Genomic DNA, 17,421 nt, shown 5'->3' with positions numbered 1-17,421 from the left:
AAGCATGAGCCAGCGACGGGTCGCCCTGGTCACGGGCGCTACCAGCGGTATCGGGCTTGAGGTCGCGCGCAGTCTCGGCAAGGAGGGGCACGCGGTCTTCGTCGTCGCCCGCAACGCCGAGAACGTGACGACCACGGTGAAGCAGCTCCGAGAAGAAGGCATCGAGGCGGACGGCGCGGCGAGCGACGTCACGTCCACAGAGGACATCAAGGCGGCCGTCCAGAAGGCCGTGGACGTGTTCGGGCCGATCGAGATCCTCGTCAACAACGCGGGCCGGGGTGGCGGCGGCATCACCGCCGAGCTCGACGAGGACCTGTGGCTGGACGTCATCGACACCAACCTCAACGGCGTTTTCCGCTTCACCAAAGAGGTTCTGAGCACCGGCAAGATGGTCGAGCAGAGCTGGGGCCGGATCATCAACATCGCCAGCACCGGCGGCAAGCAGGGCGTCGTGTTCGCCGCGCCCTACTCGGCGTCCAAGCACGGCGTGGTCGGCTTCAGCAAGGCCGTCGGCATCGAGCTCGCGAAGTCCGGCATCACGGTCAACGCCGTGTGCCCCGGCTACGTCGAGACGCCGATGGCCGGCCGGGTGCGCCAGGGGTACGCGAACCACTGGGGTGTCACCGAGGAAGAGGTCCTCGAGAAGTTCAACGCCAAGATCCCGCTGGGTCGGTACAGCACGCCGGAAGAGGTCGCCGGTCTCGTGACGTACCTGACGACGGACACCGCGTCCTCGATCACCGCGCAGGCGCTCAACGTCTGCGGCGGGCTGGGCAACTACTGACATGCGCGGCGAGTCGGTAGTCGTCGTCGGGGCCGGGCAGGCGGGCTGCCAGGTCGCGGTGTCCCTGCGCGAGCAGGGACACCGCGGCCCCATCACGCTCATCGGTGACGAGAGCGCGCCGCCCTACCAGCGGCCGCCGCTCACGAAGGCCTACCTGGCGGGGGAGACCGACCTCGCCGGGCTGGTGCTGAGGCAGGACTCGTACTACGACGACCACGGCATCAAGCTCATCCGCAACGAACGGGTGATCGGGGTCGATCGGCAGGCACGGGTCGCGGTGCTGGGCTGTGCCCGCACGGTCGGTTACGACCACCTGGTGTTCGCGACGGGCGCACGGCCCCGGCCGTTGCCGATCCCCGGCGCCGAGCACGTGCTCAACCTCCGCTCGATCGCCGACGCGGACGCCATCAAGGAACGCCTCGAAGGCCAGATCGGACTCGACGTCGTCGTCATCGGCGGCGGGTTCATCGGCCTCGAATTCGCCGCCGTGGTCCGGAAACTGCGCCACGAGGTGACCGTCGTCGAGGCGCAGCCGCAGGTGATGCAACGGGCCGTGTCCGCGGCGACCGCGGAACAGCTCGTCAACCGCCACCGCAGCGAAGGCGTCCAGATCCTCACCGGGACGGGCGTGGCGGCGGTCAAGGAAGGTCTCGTCGAACTCGCGGACGGCACGGTGCTCGTCGCCGACCTCGTCGTCGCGGGCATCGGCGTCATCCCCAACACCGAGATCGCGCAACGGGCCGGCCTCGCGGTCGACAACGGCATCGTCGTCGACGCCCACCTGCGCACCGTCGACCCGCGGATCCACGCGCTCGGCGACTGCGCGAGCTTCGCGAGCACCCACGCGGGTGGGCTCATTCGCTTGGAATCAGTGCAGAACGCCACCGATCAGGGCACCACGGTCGCGTCGGCCATCCTCGGCAGCGCGGAGCCCTACACCGCCCTGCCGTGGTTCTGGAGCGACCAGTACGACGTGAAGCTCCAGACCGCGGGTCTCACCAACGGCCACGACCGCACGGTCACCGTCGGCGACCCGGCCGAGGGCAAGTTCTCGGTGTTCTGCTTCAAGCAGGGCAGGCTGATCGGGATCGAGGCCTACAACCGCCCCATCGACTTCCTGATGGGCAGGAGGATCCTCGAGAACGGCAACGCGCTCACGCCCGAGATCGTGGCCCAGCCGGGCTTCGACCTGCGGGCGAGCCAGCAGAAGGCCGCCTAGCAGGATGCCATCCGCACAGCTACAGCCAGCCGGCTTCCTCGGCGATGCGGATGGTGTCCACCCGGTTGCGGCCGTTCAGCTTGGTCATGATCGTCGTCATGTAGTTGCGCACGGTGCCGACCGACAACGACAACGCGACAGCGATGTCAGGCGAGTCGGCGCCGTTCGCCGCGAGCCGCAGGACCTCCAGCTCGCGGTCGGTCAGCGGGCACTCGCCGCGGTCCCACGCGGCCAGGGCGAGCTGGCTGTCGACGACGCGTTCCCCGGCGGCGACCCGGCGGATCGCGTCCGCGAGTTCCGTCGGCGGCGCGTCCTTCAGCAGGAACCCGTCGACGCGCGCGGCCAACGCCCTGCGCAACGTCCCCGGACGGCCGAGGGACGTCAGCATCAACGTCCTGACCTGCGGCATCGTCTCGCGGATCGTCGTCGCGGCACTCAGCCCGTCGAGGATCGGCAGGTCGATGTCGATGACGCAGACGTCCGGACTGTGCTGGCGCGCGGCCGGCACGATCTTGTCGCCGGAGCTCACCTCGGCCACGACCTCGATGTCCGGTTCCAGGTTGAGCAGCGCGATGAGAGCACCGCGCACCATGTGCATGTCCTCCGCGAGCAGAACCCTGATCATCGCGCCCCTCCGCGCGACACCATATCTCCCAACGTTCATGTCGCGCTCCACGCCACATCAAGGCGGCCCGGCAAGGGTGAACCGAGCAACCTCGCGAAGGGATGCGTCATGGAACGCGGCGTCAACCTGACGGTCGTCTACTACTCCTCGACGGGAACGATTCACCGGATCGCCTCGGAGATCGCCGAGACGGCCGAGAAGAACGGTGCCGAGGTGCGGCTCGTGCGCGCCGCGGAACTCGCTCCCGAGGCCGTCTGGCGGTCGCGGCCCTCCTGGGCGGATCACCTGGAGGAGACGAAGGACGTCCCCATCGCGGCCGTCGACGACGTGCTGTGGGCCGACGCCGTCGTCTTCGGCACGCCGACCCGCTTCGGCAACGTGTCCTCGCAACTCAAGCAGTTCATCGACACGCTGGGGCCGGCCTGGTTCAGCGGTCTGCTGGCCGACAAGGTCTACAGCGCCTTCACCTCCGGCGGCAGCCTGCACGGGGGCATGGAGACGACGCTCGTGTCGATCTACAACATGGTCTGCCACTTCGGCGGGATCATCGTGCCGCCGGGCGGAAACCTGAACCCCTACGGCACCTCTCACGTCCTGGGCGCCGACAACCTGCCGGTCGACGAGATCGCGTTGCAGGCGGCCCAGATCCAGGCGGAACGCGTCGTGCGCGTGGCACGCGCGCTGAAGGAGGTCTGACCGCGGTGCGAGTCAAGGATGTTTTCGTCAACGGCAGCGGTGTGCGCCTGCCCTCGACGCTGAACGTCGCGGACGCGATCGCGTCGGGGGAGTGCGAGCCGAAGCTCGTCGCGCGCACGGACGTCGAGTCCGTCTCCGTGTCCCCGCACGAGTCCGCGGCCGAGATGGCGGTCGAGGCGGCCAGGGTCGCGTTGGCACGGGCGAAGTCCGAGCCCGACGACGTCGACCTGATCCTGCACGCCACCACCTACCACCAGGGCCAGGACCTGTGGCCGGTCGGTTCCTACATCCAGCGCGAGACGGTCAGGAACTCCTGCCTGGCACTGGAGATCCGGCAGATGTCCAACGGCGGCCTCGCCGCGATGGACCTCGCCGTCTCGTACCTGATCGCCCGTCCCGGCAGGGATGCCCTCCTCACGTCCTCAGATCGCTTCTGCCTGCCCGGAATCGACCGCTGGAAGACCGACCCCGGAACGCCCTACGGCGACGGTGCGTCGGCTCTGGTGCTGTCCACCCGCGGCGGCTACGCGAAGCTGCTCTCGTTGGCCATCAACGCGGACAGCGACCTGGAGCCTCTGCACCGCGGCGACGTGCCGTTCGGCCTCGCGCCCTTCTCGCACCGCATCCCGGTGGACTTCGAGGAGGCCAAGCACACGTTCAGCCGCGAGTTCGGGCTCTCCTACGGCATCAACAAGGCCAACGCGGGCCAGGCGCTCGCCGTCGAGCAGGCGCTGTCCGACGCCGACATGAAGATCGGCGACGCGGACTGGGTGATCCTGCCGCACTTCGGCAGGCGCCGCCTCGACGTGAACTACCTGCGGCCGTACGACCTCGAGCCGGACCGCACGACGTGGTCGTGGAGCCGCACGGTCGGGCACCTCGGCGCGGGCGACCAGTTCGCGAGCTTCGACCACCTGATGACGAGCGGCAAGGCCAAGTCCGGTCAGCGGATCGTGATGTTCGGCGTCGGCGCCGGTTACAGCTGGGGCTGCGCGGTCATCGAGATGCTCTGACGCGGCAACGGAATTTCGGCGCGCAGCCGGTAGGTGTGCTCGGGCGTGCGGCCGGCGTGCAGGTCGCCGCCGAGCGCCCGCACCCGCGTGGTGAGGTTGCCGATCCCGCTGCCGTCACCGGACTTCCGCGCAACGGCGGGCACCCCGTCGTTGACGATGTCCAGCGCCACCAGTCGGCCTGACGTGGAAAGTTCGATCTCGCAGTGCTCGGCCTTGCTGTGCCGCAACAGGTTCGTGACGCCTTCGCGCAACACGGTCGCGAGCGTGACCTCCACCTCGGTGGGCACCTCGTCCGCGTCGACGCGGACGTCGACGCCCGCCACCGCCAGCAGGGCGCGCGCCGACGCGAGCTCCTCGTCGAACGACAGCTCGCGGTAGCTCAGCGCCACGGACCGGACGTCGGCGAGCGCCTGCCGGGCGATGTCCCGCACCTCGGCGAGCTCCTGACGGGCCTGCCCGGGGGAGAGCCGGTGCGCCAGCTCGGTCTTCAGCGTGATCGCGGACAGGCTGTAGCCCAGCAGGTCGTGCAGATCGCGCGCGAACCGCAGCCGTTCCCCGGTGACGGCCGCCGCCGCCAACTCCTCGCGCGCCTGCTGCAGTGCGATGACCATCGACCACAGCCTGGTCAGCGCGTACAGCACGAGCCCGTGGTTGGTCGCGGCGATCATGCCCCACGTCACGTCCGTGAGCGGGTTGCCGGCGACCGCGTGCACGACGCCCTGGCTCGCGACGACGACCCCGAACGCGGCCCAGCCGGCCCGCCGGGGGAGCACCAGCAGTGCGGCGCCCGCGGCGAAACCGGGGACACCGCCGGCGAACGGGTTCCCGGTCGCGAGCTGCGGGACGACCACGCACAGGGCGATCCCGGCGAGCGCGACGGGCCGGATCTCGGTCCTGAGCACCAGGGTGGCGAGGATCGCGCAGCTCACCGCGCAGACCGCCATCACGCGGAGGTCGAACGACGCGAGCAACGTCGCCATCACGCAGTACCCGATCACCACCGCCGTGAGCAGCTGCCGCGGGAACAGGACCGGGACCGGCGCGGCCGGCGGCGGGTCGCGGTAGCTCGACGCGACCGCGCGCACGCCCGCCAGCGTCTCGCGGGCGATGCCGATGATCCGGGTGGTCGAGGACTCGCCGACGATCCGGGTCTGCTGGATGATCGTGGTCAGGCCCTGCCCGAGCAGGTCCTCCAGATCGCGGGCGAACGCCAGCCGCTCGCGCGCCACCGCGAGGTCAGCCAGCTCGGATCGGGTGGTCTCCAGCCGGTCCACCAGGGTCGGCAGCCGCGACAGCCCGTAGACGGCGAGTCCGGCGGTCAGCGTGGACACCAGGTAGTACGCCAGCACCCCGCCGGGGGCGTCGATCCACGTCTTCGACAGCGGGTTGGCCGCCGCGACCAGCACGAACACCACCCACCGCGCCCGCCCGCGCAGCACCAGCAACGTGCTGCCGGCGAGGAACCCGGGCATGCCCGCCCAGGCCGTGGGGAAGAACGGCACCGGCGCGAACACCAGCACCGCCAGCACCCCCAACGCCAGGTGCGCGCGCCGGGACGTCAGGTCCGTGCCCGGCCGCGAGAACACCCCGAGCTGGAGGTACCCGATCGTCACCAGGCAGGCGAGCGACCCGGCGACCGGCCCCGGTGTCGCGCCCGCGTCCAGCACGTAGAGGAACGCGTTCGCCAGGTAGTTCGCGAACACCACGCTGACCACGACGAACGCGAGCCGCCGGGACACCCTGGAGTGCCCCGGTCTCGGCAAATCGGCCGACATGGGCAGGCATGATGGCACCCGGAACGGCCGGCGGGGTCCTCAGTTGAGCGGCAGCGGGATCTCGGCGCGCAGCCGGTAGGTGTGCTCGGGCGTGAGACCGGCGTGCAGGTCACCGCCGAGCGCCCGCACCCGCGTGGTCAGGTTGCCGATGCCGCTGCCGTCGCGCGACCGGCGTTCGGTCGACGGGATGCCGTCGTTGACGATGTCCATCGTGACGAGGTGCTGCGAGCTGGAGAGCACGATCTCGCAGTGCTCGGCCTTGCTGTGCCGCAACAGGTTCGTGACGCCCTCGCGCAACACCGTCGCGAGCGTCACCTTCACCTCGGTCGGCAGCTGGTCGCACGCGTCGATCTTCACGGTGACCTCGATGTCGGCCGCGGACAGCAGCGCCTGCGCCGACTGGGTCTCCTCGTCGAACGACAGCTCGCGGTAGCTCAGCGCCACCGACCGGACGTCCGCGAGGGCCTGGCGGGAGATCTCCAGGACCTCGGTCAGCTCCTGGCGGGCCCGGTCGGGGTCGAGGGTGGCCAGCCGGTGCGTGAGCTCGCTCTTCAACGTGATCGCGGACAGGCTGTAGCCGAGCAGGTCGTGCAGGTCGCGGGCGAACCGGAAGCGCTCCTGCGTGACCGCCGCCGTGGCCAGCTCCTCGCGTGCCTCGTGCAGTTCGGTCACCATCGACCGCAGCCGGGACAGCGCGTAGATCACCAGGCCGTGGTTCGTGGCGGCCATGACGCCGTACGCCATCTCCACCACGCTGTGCCCGTTCACGCCGAAGATGACGCCCTGGGAGATGACGACGGCGATGAACGCGGGCCAGCCCACGCGGGGCGGTAGCACCAGGGCGGCGGACCCGGCGAGGAAGCCGGTCAGACCGAGGTACGGGTCGCCGTAGGTCAGCTGGGGGACGTAGACGAACGCGGCCATCCCCGCGAGGACCGCGCAGCGCGTGGCCAGGGACATCCGCACGCTCGGGCGGCTGACCACGCCGAGCACCAGCGCGACCGTGCCGATCACGCCGACCGCGGTCAGCACGATCCCGGTCCCGCCGATGCGGGCGAACTCGTTCAGCACCAGTGTCGTCGTGGTGAGGAGGTATCCGATCACCACCGACGTGAGGAGCACCCGCACGAACGTCGTCGGGATCGCCGGGCCGACCGGTCGATCGTCGTCCTCCGGCCGGTCCGGTGCCGAGTCGGCCGGTACCTCGGCGTGCAGCCGGTAGGTGCCGTCCGCGCCGGCGTGCGCGAGCAGCGAGCCACCGATGGCGGTCGCGCGGTTCGCGAGGTTGGTGAGGCCGCTGCCCCGGTCGGTGTTCACCTGGGCGGGCGCGCCGTCGTTGACGATGTCGATCGACACCTGGCCGCCGGTGCCCGCGATGGTGATCTCGCACCGGGTCGCCTCGCTGTGCCGCAGGAGGTTCGTGACGCCCTCGCGCAGCACGGTGGCGAGCACCGTCTTCGACCTCGGCGACAGCTCGGCGTGCGCGGTCTCGATCGTCGCCCGCACGCCTGCCGCCGTCAGGACGGACCGGGCGGACTCGATCTCGTCGGCCAGCGACAGCTCGCGATAGCTCGACGCCACCGCACGAACGTCCGTCAGGGCCTCGCGGGCGATGCCGAGGATCTCCGCGAGCTCGCGCATCGCCCGGTCGGTGTGCTCACCGATCAGCTTGCGGGCGAGCTCGACCTTGAGCGTGATCGCCGAGAGGCTGAACCCGAGCAGGTCGTGCAGGTCGCGGGCGAACCGCAGCCGTTCCTGCGACACCGCGAGCTCGGCCAGTTCGGAACGGACCGCCTCGAGCTGCCGCACCAGCGACGGCAGCCGCGACAGGCCGTAGACGACGAGGCCCGCGACGGTGGCCGAGATGACGTAGTACACCTGCCCGACCAGCGGCAGCGTCGGCACGAAGAAGGACTGGATGACGCCGTTGCTCAGCGTCACCAGGCCGAACGCGAGCCAGCGCACCCGGCTCGGCAGCACCAGCAGAGCGCTGCCCGCGAGGAACCCCGGCATGCCGGGCCACGCGGCGGGGAAGAAGTACATGGGTATGTAGACGAGGCCCGCCAGCGCGCCGAGCGCCAGGTACGCCTTGCCCGACCGCAGGTCCGAACCCGGCCGCGAGAACACCCGCAGCTGGAGGAACCCGATCGAGAGCAGGCAGGCGAGCGAGGCCGCGATGCGGGGGAGGGTCGCCGACACCTGCAGCACGTAGAAGAACGCGTTGCCGAGGTAGTTGGCGAAGACCACACTGATCACGACGTACGCCAAGCGACGGGACACGGACGAGCGTTCCTGTCGTAGCGTCACAGCAGCTCCCACGCGAGGGTCGGGACGCGGCCATGATACGGGCGCTTCCTGGGAAATCTCGCGTTTTGCGGTCCGCGATCGGAGCAACATGGCGATGGCTCAACACCTCTGGACGACTACGAGTCCGGCCCCCGCCAGATAAGCGACAACATCCGCGACCAGCGTCTTCGCCACCTGCAACGCTTCCGCCACCTGCTCGATCGTGCTCTCGGTGTGCAGCAACGACTTCGCGATCTCGGTGGCCGGCGCGCTGTGCAGGATCACCTGATAGGAGAGTCCAGGACAGGCGAGCGCCTGGTCGCCGTTCAACCGTTCGATCTCGGTGCGCGGCCGCATCGTGACGACCTCGTCGTCGGCGATGTGCGGCAACGCGAACACCGCGTCCTTCGTGACCGCCACGACCGAGAGGATGGGTCCCGCGCCGTCGTTCAGGCCGAGCGACGGCACGAGACAACCACCCAGTTGGTCGAGCGTGTTCTTGAGCTTGCGCCAGATCAGGCACGGCCCGGAGCCCGTCTTCCACCGCACGAAGTTCTCGTGCAGCGCGGAGATGTTCTCCAGCGCCACCGGCCCGAGCGTCATCCGGTGCAGTGCCTCGCGCACGAGCGGGCTCGTGTCCGCGATCTCGATCGCACCCCATCTGCCGTGCACGGTCAGGTGCTCGACGCCCTCGTCCACGAAGGCGTCCTCCAGCAACGACCACAGCGGCCGGCCGGCCGGGACGTGCGACTGCGTGGGCACCACGGCGCCTCCGCTCTGGCAGGTGTGCATCACATGAACAGCGGGATCGGGTTGAGCTCTTCGTAGCTGCGAGGACGGGTCAGCCGTCCCAGTTCTACCGGCACGTCGTAGAGGCGCCCTTGAGCGAACCTCGACCAGAAGTGCCGCAGTCCCGGCACGACGACTCTGACCACCGGCAGACCGATGTCGGGCCTGGTCTGGTCGAGCACGAGCACCTCCATGCCGCGTTGTTCCAGCGTCTGCTGGATCGCGCGGACGTCGTCGGTCAGGTCGGCGCGGAACGTGTAGCCGTGGTGGACCACGTCACGGGCCGGCACGGCGGGGTCCGGCGCGAGCCACGGGTGGTCCGCGAGCCGGGTGGTCTCGAACCAGCGCCGCATGTCGACGTCGAACGTGCCGAGGTCCACCTCGCCGCACACCATCGGCATGCACTGGTTGAGCTCGGCGAGCGCCCGGCGCACGGCGAGACGCGGGTCCAGGTGCGCGCCACAGCCGAGCATGATGTCCTCGCGCTCACCGCCCACCCGTCGTGAGAGCGCGACCATCGTCGGTACGCCGAGATCCGCCGTCACGTCGAGGACCCACACCTCACGCCCGAGGCCCGCGTGCACCTCGCGCAACTCGCGGACCCACGGGTCCTGCATCGAGTCGAGGTCGATCCCCGGCACGGGTGTGCGGTTGTACCACCAGATGGCGACCGCGTCCCGTTCCACGAGCTCCAGCAACCCCTGCAGCACGGCGTCCTCGACGCTGCTGCCGGCCGCGCAACCGTTGGAGTTCGACACGATGCTCGGCGGGCAGGGGGCGCCGAAGTAGACCGTGCCGGTGGGCAGCAGCTTGTGGCGCTGCTCGGTGAGGGACCAGAGCGGGGTCCAGTCCATCGTCTCGTGCTCGTCGAACGGCGTGGTGACGTACTGGAAGTCGGCGTGCTCGGCGTTCCAGGTGTCGCGATCCGCGAACTGGCGCGGGTGGAACTGCTGCACGGTGTCGGGGTGGATCGCGCGCTCGCCCAGCGAGGCGTAGCTGCCGCGCACCCTGGCCTCGTCGCCGAAGAACGCGCCGGAGCGGCGTTCGACGGCCTCGCACAGCGCGCCGACCTCGGCGTCGAGCGCGGTCACGCCCTTGCCGCCGGTGTCCGCGCGCAACGCCGAACGCAGCCCTTCGAGGCCCTCGCCGCCCGCCGCGATGTTCGCGCCGGAGCGGAACGAGTTGAAGAACGCCGGGCCGCCCTCGGCCCGGCGGATCTCCCGCACGATCCCGGTGACGGGACCGATGAGGTGACGGTGGTTGTCGAGCATCTCCTGCGGCGGCGACGAGCGGTGCCCGCCGCCGTCGCAGGAGCGCTTCACGCGACTCGCGAGTTCGACCGGCTCGAACGCTCTGCGCGCGACAACTTCCTGGTCACCGCAGCCCGCGCACTGCGGACGGCGCCGCACCTCGTGCTGGGTGACCTTCATGCTCAGGCTGTCGTAGCTCCAGATGGAGCCCTGCGTGTCGTGCCGGAGTCCGGCGAGCCACTTGGCCGCCTCGACCGACGCGATCTCCATGGCCATCGCGTGCAGCGACGGCAGTCCGATGAGCGGGCGGGGTGCCGGGCCCTTCTGGCCGCACCGGGCCCGCACGTGGGCCTCCGCCGTCCGGTTCGCGGACAGGCGGGTGGCGAGGCAGCGCCAGCACGCGCCGTCGCCCGGGGTGAAGAACGGGCCCACGGTGACCTGCGCGCCGACCGGCTTGACCAGCAACCACGGCGTGCCTGCCGCGCGCTGGGCCTCGTCGATCGCTTTCAGGGCGGGGTCCAGGTAGTCCGAGCACGCCACGACCGTGAGGTCACCACTCCCCGAGGTGACCGTCAGTCCGTTGCGGCGCAGGGTTTCCGCGAGTGCTTCGGGATCGACGTCGCCGACCGCGACCACGGAGACGAGCGACGTCGTTGTCGCCGCCACCGCGTCGGTGGGGTCGAGCCCCGCCGCGTCCCAGTACGCGAGTGAGGCTTCCACCGCGGCCGAACAGTCCTCCGCACCGCGCCTGCCGATGAGTCCCGCCGCGGCGAGCCGGGTGAGCATGCGCTCGACCCTGTCCGCGGACAGGCCGGCGGGCACGTCCCGCAGCAGTGCCGTGAGGTCCCTGGTGCCGTCCAGCAGCGGTGCCAGCGCCTCGACGTGGCTGCCCTGGATCGCGGTGACCCCGGACTCCCCGATGAGGTAGACGGCCTCGCCCTGGACGATCTGCGGGCGGAGATGGCGTTTGAACCCGATTCTCTGCTCACCGGGTTCGGCCAGTTCGGGTCTCATGCGGCGAGGACCTCGTCGTACGCGACGCAGCCCTTGCCCGACCCCGTGGTCGTGCACCAGCCCCAGGGGAACAGGAAGTCCATCGAGGCTTCACGGTCGAACTGGTAGATCTTCATGTCGTCGGAGTCGTCAAAGGCGGTGGTGACGGAAGACAAGTGCTCCACGGTGACGGTGGGGTACATGTGCATCTCCGATGTTTGCGTGTGATTTGTTGTGGGTAATCATGCGGACCAGCGGTAATGGATCGGTAGTTACCGGCTAATGCGCCCCCGTATGAAGTTTTCATACCCGGCACGGGCAGAACTCACCTGACATCGATGGCCTGTGCACTAACGCGAGCCCGTTGGGCCGAGCAGACTAATCCCGTGCTCGGAACCGAAGGAGGGGTCGCGATGCAGATCAAGGTCCTGGGGCCCGTCGAGGCCAAGGTGAACGGTCGCTCGGTGACGCCCACCGCGGCCAAGCCACGTCAGATCCTGGCGCTGCTCGCGCTGCACTCCGGACAGGTCGTGTCCGTCCCCACGCTGATCGAGGAGCTGTGGGGCGACCGTCCGCCGCGCAGCGCCCGCACCACCCTGCAGACCTACATCCTGCAGTTGCGCAAGCTCATCGGCGACGCGCTGGCGACGTCCGGCGAGGGTGCGGCGAAGGAAGTGCTCGTCACCCGGTACGGCGGCTACCTGCTCGACGTGCCGGAGGAGGCCGTCGACGTGCACGAGTTCGAACGCCTCTCGCGCGCCGGCCAGCAGGCCTACGACGTCGAGGACTACGCGAACGCGTCCCGCCTGCTGCGCCAGGCGCTCGACATGTGGCGCGGCGCCGCAGTCGTCGACGTGCGGCCCGGCATGCCGCTCGGCATCGAGATCGTGCGCCTCGAAGAGGCCCGGCTGGGCGTGCTCGAAGCGCGCATCGACGCCGAGCTGCGGATGGGCAAGCACAAGGCGTTGCTGAGCGAGCTCTCCGTGCTGACCGTGCAGAACCCGATGAACGAGAACCTGTGCGCGCAGTACATGATCTCGCTGTTCCGCGCGGGCCGGCAGTGGCAGGCGCTCGACGCGTTCAAGGCGTTGCGCAACACCCTGATCGAGGAGCTCGGCGTCGAACCGTCGTCGCGCCTGCAGACGTTGCAGCACGCCATCCTGACGTCCGACCCGCGGCTCGACAGCGCCGAAACCCGTCAGTTGCAACGACTTCTCGCTTAGATCGAGGCTCCAGCGGCCCCCGCCACACTGTGGCGGGGGCCGTTTTTGCTTGTCGTGCAACGGTTTCTTCGAGAATCTCTCCACCGAGTCACAGTCGTGCGGTGGCAACCTCAGTCGTGGGCGCGCGGGAATCGCCCGCTGGAGGAAAGGAAGCTAGCCGTGAGCGCACTGACCATCGAGGGCCTCAAAGAGATCCTCAACGAGGCCGCGGGCGACGACGACTCGTTCAAGCCCGGCCAGGACATTCTCGACCTCCCGTTCCTCGAGCTGGGCTTCGACTCCCTCGCCCTGCTGGAGACGGTCGCGCTGATCAAGCGCAAGCACGGGGTCTCCATCGCCGACGACGAGATGGCGTACCTCGAGACGCCGCGTCAGTTGCTGGACAAGGTCAACGGACAGATCGCGGCCTGACGCCGGCGACTCGGGATACGGAGACGGACATGACGCACACCACCACGCACACGGTCATGATCGGGGCTCCCGCCAAGGTGGTGTACGACCTGGTCGCGGACGTGACGACCTGGCCGTACATCTTCGGACCCACGGTCCAGGCCGAGGTGTTCGAACGGGATGGCTCGACGGAGCGGTTGCGGTTGCACGCGTTCGCCAACGGTGACGTGCGCACGTGGACGTCCCGGCGAGAGCTCGACCCGGCGAACCTGCACATCAAGTTCGAGCAGGAGCGTTCGGCGGCACCGGTGAAGACGATGGGTGGGGAGTGGCGGATCGTCCCGATCGCCGACTCGGCGACTCGGGTCGATCTGCTCCACCACTTCACCGCGGCGCAGCCGGAGGCGGTCGACCTCATCCTGAACGCGGTCAACAACAACAGCGACGCCGAACTCGCCGCTCTCAAGCGGGCGGCCGAGTACGGCGACGACTACGAGAAGCTCGTGCTGTCGTTCTCCGACAGCATCACGATCCACGCGAGCCGCAAGGACGTCTACGAGTTCCTGTACCGCTCCGACCTGTGGCCGGAACGCCTGCCGCACGTCGCGCGGCTGGACCTCACCGAGGCCGTCACCGGCGTGCAGTCCATGGAGATGGACACGCGCAGCCCGGACGGGTCGATCCACACCACGCACTCGGTGCGGGTCTGCACTCCGTACGAGGGCATCGTCTACAAGCAGACGCACACCCCGCCGATCATGGCGGCGCACGTCGGCCGGTGGACGTTCAAGGACATCGGCGACGGCATCGAGGCCGGCATCGAGGCGACGTCGCACCACACCGTCGTCATCCGGCCCGAGGTCATCCCCGAGGTGCTGGGGGCAGACGGGACGATCGAGCGCGCTCGCGAGCTCATCCGTCACGCACTGGGCACCAACAGCCTCACGACGCTCCGGCACGCGAAGGAATTCGCCGAGAACGGATGAGGATGAGGTGACGCGATGGGGTTGGGTGGCGCGGACTTGCTGACAGCCGCTGCACGCGCTGCAAGCCGCAACGGACTTTACGTGGTCTCCCTGTACCTGGAGAAAGCCGCGGTCGAGCACCAGCGCAAGGGTTGCCCTTCGGAAGTCGGGCATTGCGCGTACGAGATCGAGGCTTCTCGAGTGCTGTTGTCGGGGTTCTAGATGAAGCTCTACGACATCTCGCTGCGTCGCACCAGCCTGTCCATTTCGGACAGACTGGTCGCGGCGCGGCGCCTCGACGCGCTCGGGGTCGCGTTCGTCGACGGAGGAAGGCCCGTCCGGTCGTTCTACCACCGGGCGGCGATCGAACTCCGGTTGCGGGTGGCCACCCTCATCGCATCAGGTGGTGCGGAAGACCTCACCGCCTTGCTGGCCGCGGAAACCCCCGCGGTGGCGGTTGTCGTGCAAGGGCACGGTCTCTCGATGGTCAGGGACGCCGTGCGTCAACTCGTGCGCGCCGAACGACGAGTGATCGTCGAGGCGCGGGACTTCTTCGACGGCTGGCTGATCGACCCCGAACACGCGTTGGAGGTCGTGCTGACAGCCGCGGAGGCTGGGGCGGAAACCGTGTTGCTGCACGACACAGCGGGCAAGCTGTGGCCGGACCAGATCGGCGAGATCGTCGCGTCGATCGCGGAAACCGGTGTGCCCCTTGGTTTTGGATGTCATGACGAAGGCGGTTCGGCGGCAAAGCAGCTGTTCGCCGCGGATGCGGGGGCAAGCCTCGTGCAGGGGTTCTACGCCGTCGTTCGAGGTGGCCTCGATCGGGCCGTTTCACCATCGGTTCATTCGGCAGAAACAGGTATCGCTCCCGTGCCCTGTCCGAGATTGGAGCAGACCGTGTCCGCACAGAAGGCGATTGGAGGTGTCCGATGAGTCGTCGCGCCGTCATCACCGGGGTGGGCGTGGTCGCACCTGGTGGCATCGGAACGAAGGCGTATTGGAAACTGCTGTCCGAAGGGCGTACGGCGACTCGCAACATCACGCACTTCGACGCGTCTCCGTACCGCTCCCGCATGGCGGGGGAAGCAGATTTCGATCCAGTGCGCGAAGGCCTGACACCGCAGGAGATCCGCCGGCTCGACAGGGCCGCGCAGTTCGCCGTGGTCGCGGGTCGTGAGGCGATGTCCGACTCCGGCATCGAGTTCGACCAGCTCGACCCCGGCCGCATCGGTGTCTCGCTCGGCACCGCGGTCGGCTGCACGACCTCGCTGGAGCGCGAGTTCATCGTCGGCTCCGACCGGGGCAAGTACTGGGAGGTCGACCAGTCCTACGCCGTCCCGCACCTCTACGACTACTTCACGCCGTCCTCGATGGCGACGGAGCTGGCGTGGACAGTGGGCGCGGAAGGTCCGGTCTCCGTGGTCTCCACGGGCTGCACCTCCGGTCTCGACTCGGTCGGTTACGCGGCCGAGCTGATCATGGAGGGCTCCGCGGACGTCGTCGTCACCGGCGGCACCGAGGCTCCGCTCTCCCCGATCACCGTGGTGTGCTTCGACGTGATCCGCGCGTCCAGCACCCGCAACGACGACCCGACCACGGCCTGCCGGCCGTTCGACAAGACCCGCGACGGCCTGGTGCTGGGCGAGGGTTGCGCGATCATCGTGCTGGAGGAGCTGGAGCACGCCCGTGCTCGCGGCGCCCACATCTACGGTGAGATCGGCGGCTTCGCCTCGCGGTGCAACGCCTACCACATGACGGGCCTGCACCCCGAGGGCATCGAGATGTCCGACGCCATCAACATCGCGCTGAAGCAGGCGCGGGCGGACGCGACGGACGTCGGCTACATCAACGCGCACGGGTCGGGCACCAAGCAGAACGACCTGCACGAGACGGCCGCCTTCAAGCGTTCTCTCGGTGCGCACGCCTACAAGACCCCGGTCTCCGGCTTCAAGTCGATGATCGGGCACTCGCTGGGCGCGATCGGGTCCCTGGAGATCGTCGGCTCGCTGCTGGCGTTCGAGCAGGACCTCATCCCGCCGACGGCGAACCTCCACGAGCAGGACCCGGAGTGCGACCTCGACTACACGCCACTGGTGGCGCGCGAGAAGAAGGTCAACACGCTCCTGACCGTGGGCAGCGGTTTCGGTGGATTCCAGAGCGCCATGGTGCTCAAGAAGGTGGAAGGGGCAGGCCGGTGACTCGGGCGGTGGTGACGGGGATCGGCATCGCGTCTCCGAACGGACTGGGGCCGACCGCGTACTGGCGGGCGACCCTGCACGGGGAGGCGGCGATCAGGCCGATCACCCGGTTCGACAGCGCGAACTACTGGGCGAAGATCGCCGGTGAGGTGCCTGGCTTCGAGGCAGGGCGGCACCTGCAGGGTCGCCTGCTGCCGCAGACGGACCACATGACGCGGCTGACACTCGTCGGCACGGACTGGGCGTTGCGTGGTGCGGGTGTGCAGCCGAACGACATCCCCGACACGGACATCGCGGTGATCACCGCGGCGACCGCCGGCGGGTACGAGTTCGGGCAGCGCGAACTGCAGAAGCTGTGGCACCAGGGTCCGGAGTACGTCTCGGCGTACCAGTCGTTCGCGTGGTTCTACGCGGTCAACACGGGCCAGATCTCCATCAGGCACGGCACGCGTGGTCCTGGCGCGGTCGTGGTGTCCGAGCAGGCCGGTGGCATCGACTCCATCGGGCACGCCCGCAGGCAGCTGCGCAAGGGCGTGCAACTCGCGCTGACAGGCGGCATGGACTCCTCGCTGTGCCCGTGGGCGTGGGTGGCCCACCAGGCGTCGGGCAACCTGTCCCGCAACAACAACCCGAAGCGCGCCTACCTGCCGTTCGACCGCGACGCCTCCGGGTACGTCGCGGGTGAGGGCGGCGCGATCATGGTCGTCGAGACGCCGGAGTCGGCGGCGGGACGGCCGGGGACGCGCATCTACGGCGAGATCGTCGGGTACGCCTCGACGTTCGACTCGAAGATGCCGTCGCGGGAGCCGGGTCTGAAGCGGGCGGCCGAACTGGCCCTGCGCGACGCCGGCATGGACGCCTCGGAGATCGACGTGGTGTTCGCCGACGCGGCGGGCATCCCGGAGCTCGACAAGGCCGAGGCCGAGGCGATCAAGGGCATCTTCGGGCCGTACGGCGTGCCCGTCACAGCCCCGAAGACCATGACCGGCCGTCTCTTCGCCGGTGGTGGCTCGCTGGACGTGGCGTCGGCGATCCTCTCCATCTACTGGAGCGCGATCCCGCCGACCGTCAACGTCGAGAACGTCGTGCCGGAGTACGAGCTCGACCTCGTGATGAACGAGGCGCGGCACGGCAAGATCAAGGCCGCTCTGGTGCTCGGCCGCGGCAAGGGCGGCTTCAACTCCGCCATGGTGGTTCGCGAGTACAGGTGAT

Annotated in this window: 16 protein-coding genes; 10 read left to right on the top strand and 6 right to left on the bottom strand. The window is 69.2% G+C overall.

The annotated features are described in order from the left end of the window. The first annotated feature begins 4 nt into the window (after positions 1 to 4). Both JNUCC0626_RS23120 and JNUCC0626_RS23115 read left to right on the top strand, forming a co-directional pair. Positions 5 to 784 carry an SDR family NAD(P)-dependent oxidoreductase gene (locus JNUCC0626_RS23120; protein WP_394621856.1) on the top strand — a complete coding sequence of 260 codons (780 nt, stop codon included), beginning with the start codon at positions 5 to 7 and terminating at the stop codon, positions 782 to 784. A gap of 1 nt (position 785) precedes the next feature. After that, positions 786 to 2,003: an NAD(P)/FAD-dependent oxidoreductase gene (locus tag JNUCC0626_RS23115; protein WP_394621855.1), complete on the top strand. Its 1,218-nt coding sequence runs from the start codon at positions 786 to 788 to the stop codon at positions 2,001 to 2,003. Between the two features lie 19 nt (positions 2,004 to 2,022). Here the strand turns inward: JNUCC0626_RS23115 and JNUCC0626_RS23110 are convergent, their stop codons facing one another. Continuing rightward, positions 2,023 to 2,628: a response regulator transcription factor gene (locus JNUCC0626_RS23110; protein WP_394621854.1), complete on the bottom strand. Its 606-nt coding sequence runs from the start codon at positions 2,626 to 2,628 to the stop codon at positions 2,023 to 2,025. Positions 2,629 to 2,736: 108 nt separating this feature from the next. Here JNUCC0626_RS23110 and JNUCC0626_RS23105 point away from each other — a divergent pair, with 108 nt between their 5' ends. Both JNUCC0626_RS23105 and JNUCC0626_RS23100 read left to right on the top strand, forming a co-directional pair. After that, positions 2,737 to 3,324, top strand: a complete 588-nt coding sequence (locus tag JNUCC0626_RS23105) for a flavodoxin family protein (protein WP_394621853.1) — start codon at positions 2,737 to 2,739, stop codon at positions 3,322 to 3,324. Between the two features lie 5 nt (positions 3,325 to 3,329). Next, positions 3,330 to 4,337, top strand: coding sequence for a ketoacyl-ACP synthase III family protein (locus tag JNUCC0626_RS23100; protein WP_394621852.1), 1,008 nt, complete (start codon positions 3,330 to 3,332; stop codon positions 4,335 to 4,337). Here the strand turns inward: JNUCC0626_RS23100 and JNUCC0626_RS23095 are convergent. The 5 genes from JNUCC0626_RS23095 to JNUCC0626_RS23075 form a co-directional block, all read right to left on the bottom strand. After that, complete coding sequence (locus JNUCC0626_RS23095) at positions 4,301 to 6,112, bottom strand: sensor histidine kinase (protein WP_394621851.1); 1,812 nt, start codon at positions 6,110 to 6,112, stop codon at positions 4,301 to 4,303. The two genes, JNUCC0626_RS23100 and JNUCC0626_RS23095, sit on opposite strands and share 37 nt — an antisense overlap. Positions 6,113 to 6,151: 39 nt before the next feature. Then, the gene (locus JNUCC0626_RS23090; protein ID WP_394621850.1) at positions 6,152 to 8,419 is read right to left on the bottom strand and encodes a sensor histidine kinase; all 2,268 of its coding nucleotides are present in this window, start codon (positions 8,417 to 8,419) and stop codon (positions 6,152 to 6,154) included. Between the two features lie 99 nt (positions 8,420 to 8,518). Continuing rightward, positions 8,519 to 9,163, bottom strand: a complete 645-nt coding sequence (locus JNUCC0626_RS23085) for a hypothetical protein (RefSeq protein WP_394621849.1) — start codon at positions 9,161 to 9,163, stop codon at positions 8,519 to 8,521. Between the two features lie 26 nt (positions 9,164 to 9,189). Next, positions 9,190 to 11,451, bottom strand: a complete 2,262-nt coding sequence (locus JNUCC0626_RS23080; protein WP_394621848.1) for a TOMM precursor leader peptide-binding protein — start codon at positions 11,449 to 11,451, stop codon at positions 9,190 to 9,192. Next, positions 11,448 to 11,633 (bottom strand): hypothetical protein, encoded by a 186-nt coding sequence (locus tag JNUCC0626_RS23075; RefSeq protein ID WP_394621847.1) that lies wholly within the window; start codon positions 11,631 to 11,633, stop codon positions 11,448 to 11,450. The genes JNUCC0626_RS23080 and JNUCC0626_RS23075 overlap by 4 nt, the downstream gene beginning before the upstream one ends. A gap of 210 nt (positions 11,634 to 11,843) precedes the next feature. Between JNUCC0626_RS23075 and JNUCC0626_RS23070 the strand changes: the two genes are divergently transcribed. The 6 genes from JNUCC0626_RS23070 to JNUCC0626_RS23045 all read left to right on the top strand — a co-directional run bounded on the left by JNUCC0626_RS23070 (position 11,844) and on the right by JNUCC0626_RS23045 (position 17,420). Further along, positions 11,844 to 12,653 carry an AfsR/SARP family transcriptional regulator gene (locus JNUCC0626_RS23070; protein WP_394621846.1) on the top strand — a complete coding sequence of 270 codons (810 nt, stop codon included), beginning with the start codon at positions 11,844 to 11,846 and terminating at the stop codon, positions 12,651 to 12,653. 159 nt (positions 12,654 to 12,812) lie between these two features. After that, complete coding sequence (locus tag JNUCC0626_RS23065; RefSeq protein WP_285647185.1) at positions 12,813 to 13,064, top strand: acyl carrier protein; 252 nt, start codon at positions 12,813 to 12,815, stop codon at positions 13,062 to 13,064. Positions 13,065 to 13,093: 29 nt separating this feature from the next. Beyond that, positions 13,094 to 14,029, top strand: coding sequence for an aromatase/cyclase (locus JNUCC0626_RS23060; protein ID WP_394621845.1), 936 nt, complete (start codon positions 13,094 to 13,096; stop codon positions 14,027 to 14,029). A 201-nt stretch (positions 14,030 to 14,230) separates the two neighbouring features. After that, on the top strand, positions 14,231 to 14,944 hold the full coding sequence (locus JNUCC0626_RS23055) for a hypothetical protein (RefSeq protein WP_394621844.1): 714 nt from the start codon (positions 14,231 to 14,233) through the stop codon (positions 14,942 to 14,944). Beyond that, the gene (locus tag JNUCC0626_RS23050) at positions 14,941 to 16,209 is read left to right on the top strand and encodes a beta-ketoacyl-[acyl-carrier-protein] synthase family protein (protein WP_394621843.1); all 1,269 of its coding nucleotides are present in this window, start codon (positions 14,941 to 14,943) and stop codon (positions 16,207 to 16,209) included. Before JNUCC0626_RS23055 ends, JNUCC0626_RS23050 begins: the two co-directional genes overlap by 4 nt. Continuing rightward, positions 16,206 to 17,420, top strand: coding sequence for a ketosynthase chain-length factor (locus JNUCC0626_RS23045; RefSeq protein ID WP_394621842.1), 1,215 nt, complete (start codon positions 16,206 to 16,208; stop codon positions 17,418 to 17,420). The genes JNUCC0626_RS23050 and JNUCC0626_RS23045 overlap by 4 nt, the downstream gene beginning before the upstream one ends. The last annotated feature ends 1 nt before the right edge of the window (position 17,421 follow it).

The sequence above is a fragment of the Lentzea sp. JNUCC 0626 genome (assembly GCF_043632865.1).
Taxonomy (GTDB): domain Bacteria; phylum Actinomycetota; class Actinomycetes; order Mycobacteriales; family Pseudonocardiaceae; genus Lentzea.
This window is presented reverse-complemented; position numbering and strand designations above follow the sequence as displayed.

Bases quoted from the DNA above. Each gene is read 5' to 3' on its own strand.
- JNUCC0626_RS23095 (WP_394621851.1), bottom strand. From the start codon at position 6,112: ATGTCGGCCGATTTGCCGAGACCGGGGCACTCCAGGGTGTCCCGGCGG.
- JNUCC0626_RS23075 (WP_394621847.1), bottom strand. From the start codon at position 11,633: ATGTACCCCACCGTCACCGTGGAGCACTTGTCTTCCGTCACCACCGCC.
- JNUCC0626_RS23050 (WP_394621843.1), top strand. From the start codon at position 14,941: ATGAGTCGTCGCGCCGTCATCACCGGGGTGGGCGTGGTCGCACCTGGT.
- JNUCC0626_RS23115 (WP_394621855.1), top strand. From the start codon at position 786: ATGCGCGGCGAGTCGGTAGTCGTCGTCGGGGCCGGGCAGGCGGGCTGC.
- JNUCC0626_RS23055 (WP_394621844.1), top strand. From the start codon at position 14,231: ATGAAGCTCTACGACATCTCGCTGCGTCGCACCAGCCTGTCCATTTCG.
- JNUCC0626_RS23080 (WP_394621848.1), bottom strand. From the start codon at position 11,451: ATGAGACCCGAACTGGCCGAACCCGGTGAGCAGAGAATCGGGTTCAAA.
- JNUCC0626_RS23060 (WP_394621845.1), top strand. From the start codon at position 13,094: ATGACGCACACCACCACGCACACGGTCATGATCGGGGCTCCCGCCAAG.
- JNUCC0626_RS23070 (WP_394621846.1), top strand. From the start codon at position 11,844: ATGCAGATCAAGGTCCTGGGGCCCGTCGAGGCCAAGGTGAACGGTCGC.
- JNUCC0626_RS23110 (WP_394621854.1), bottom strand. From the start codon at position 2,628: ATGATCAGGGTTCTGCTCGCGGAGGACATGCACATGGTGCGCGGTGCT.
- JNUCC0626_RS23120 (WP_394621856.1), top strand. From the start codon at position 5: ATGAGCCAGCGACGGGTCGCCCTGGTCACGGGCGCTACCAGCGGTATC.
- JNUCC0626_RS23105 (WP_394621853.1), top strand. From the start codon at position 2,737: ATGGAACGCGGCGTCAACCTGACGGTCGTCTACTACTCCTCGACGGGA.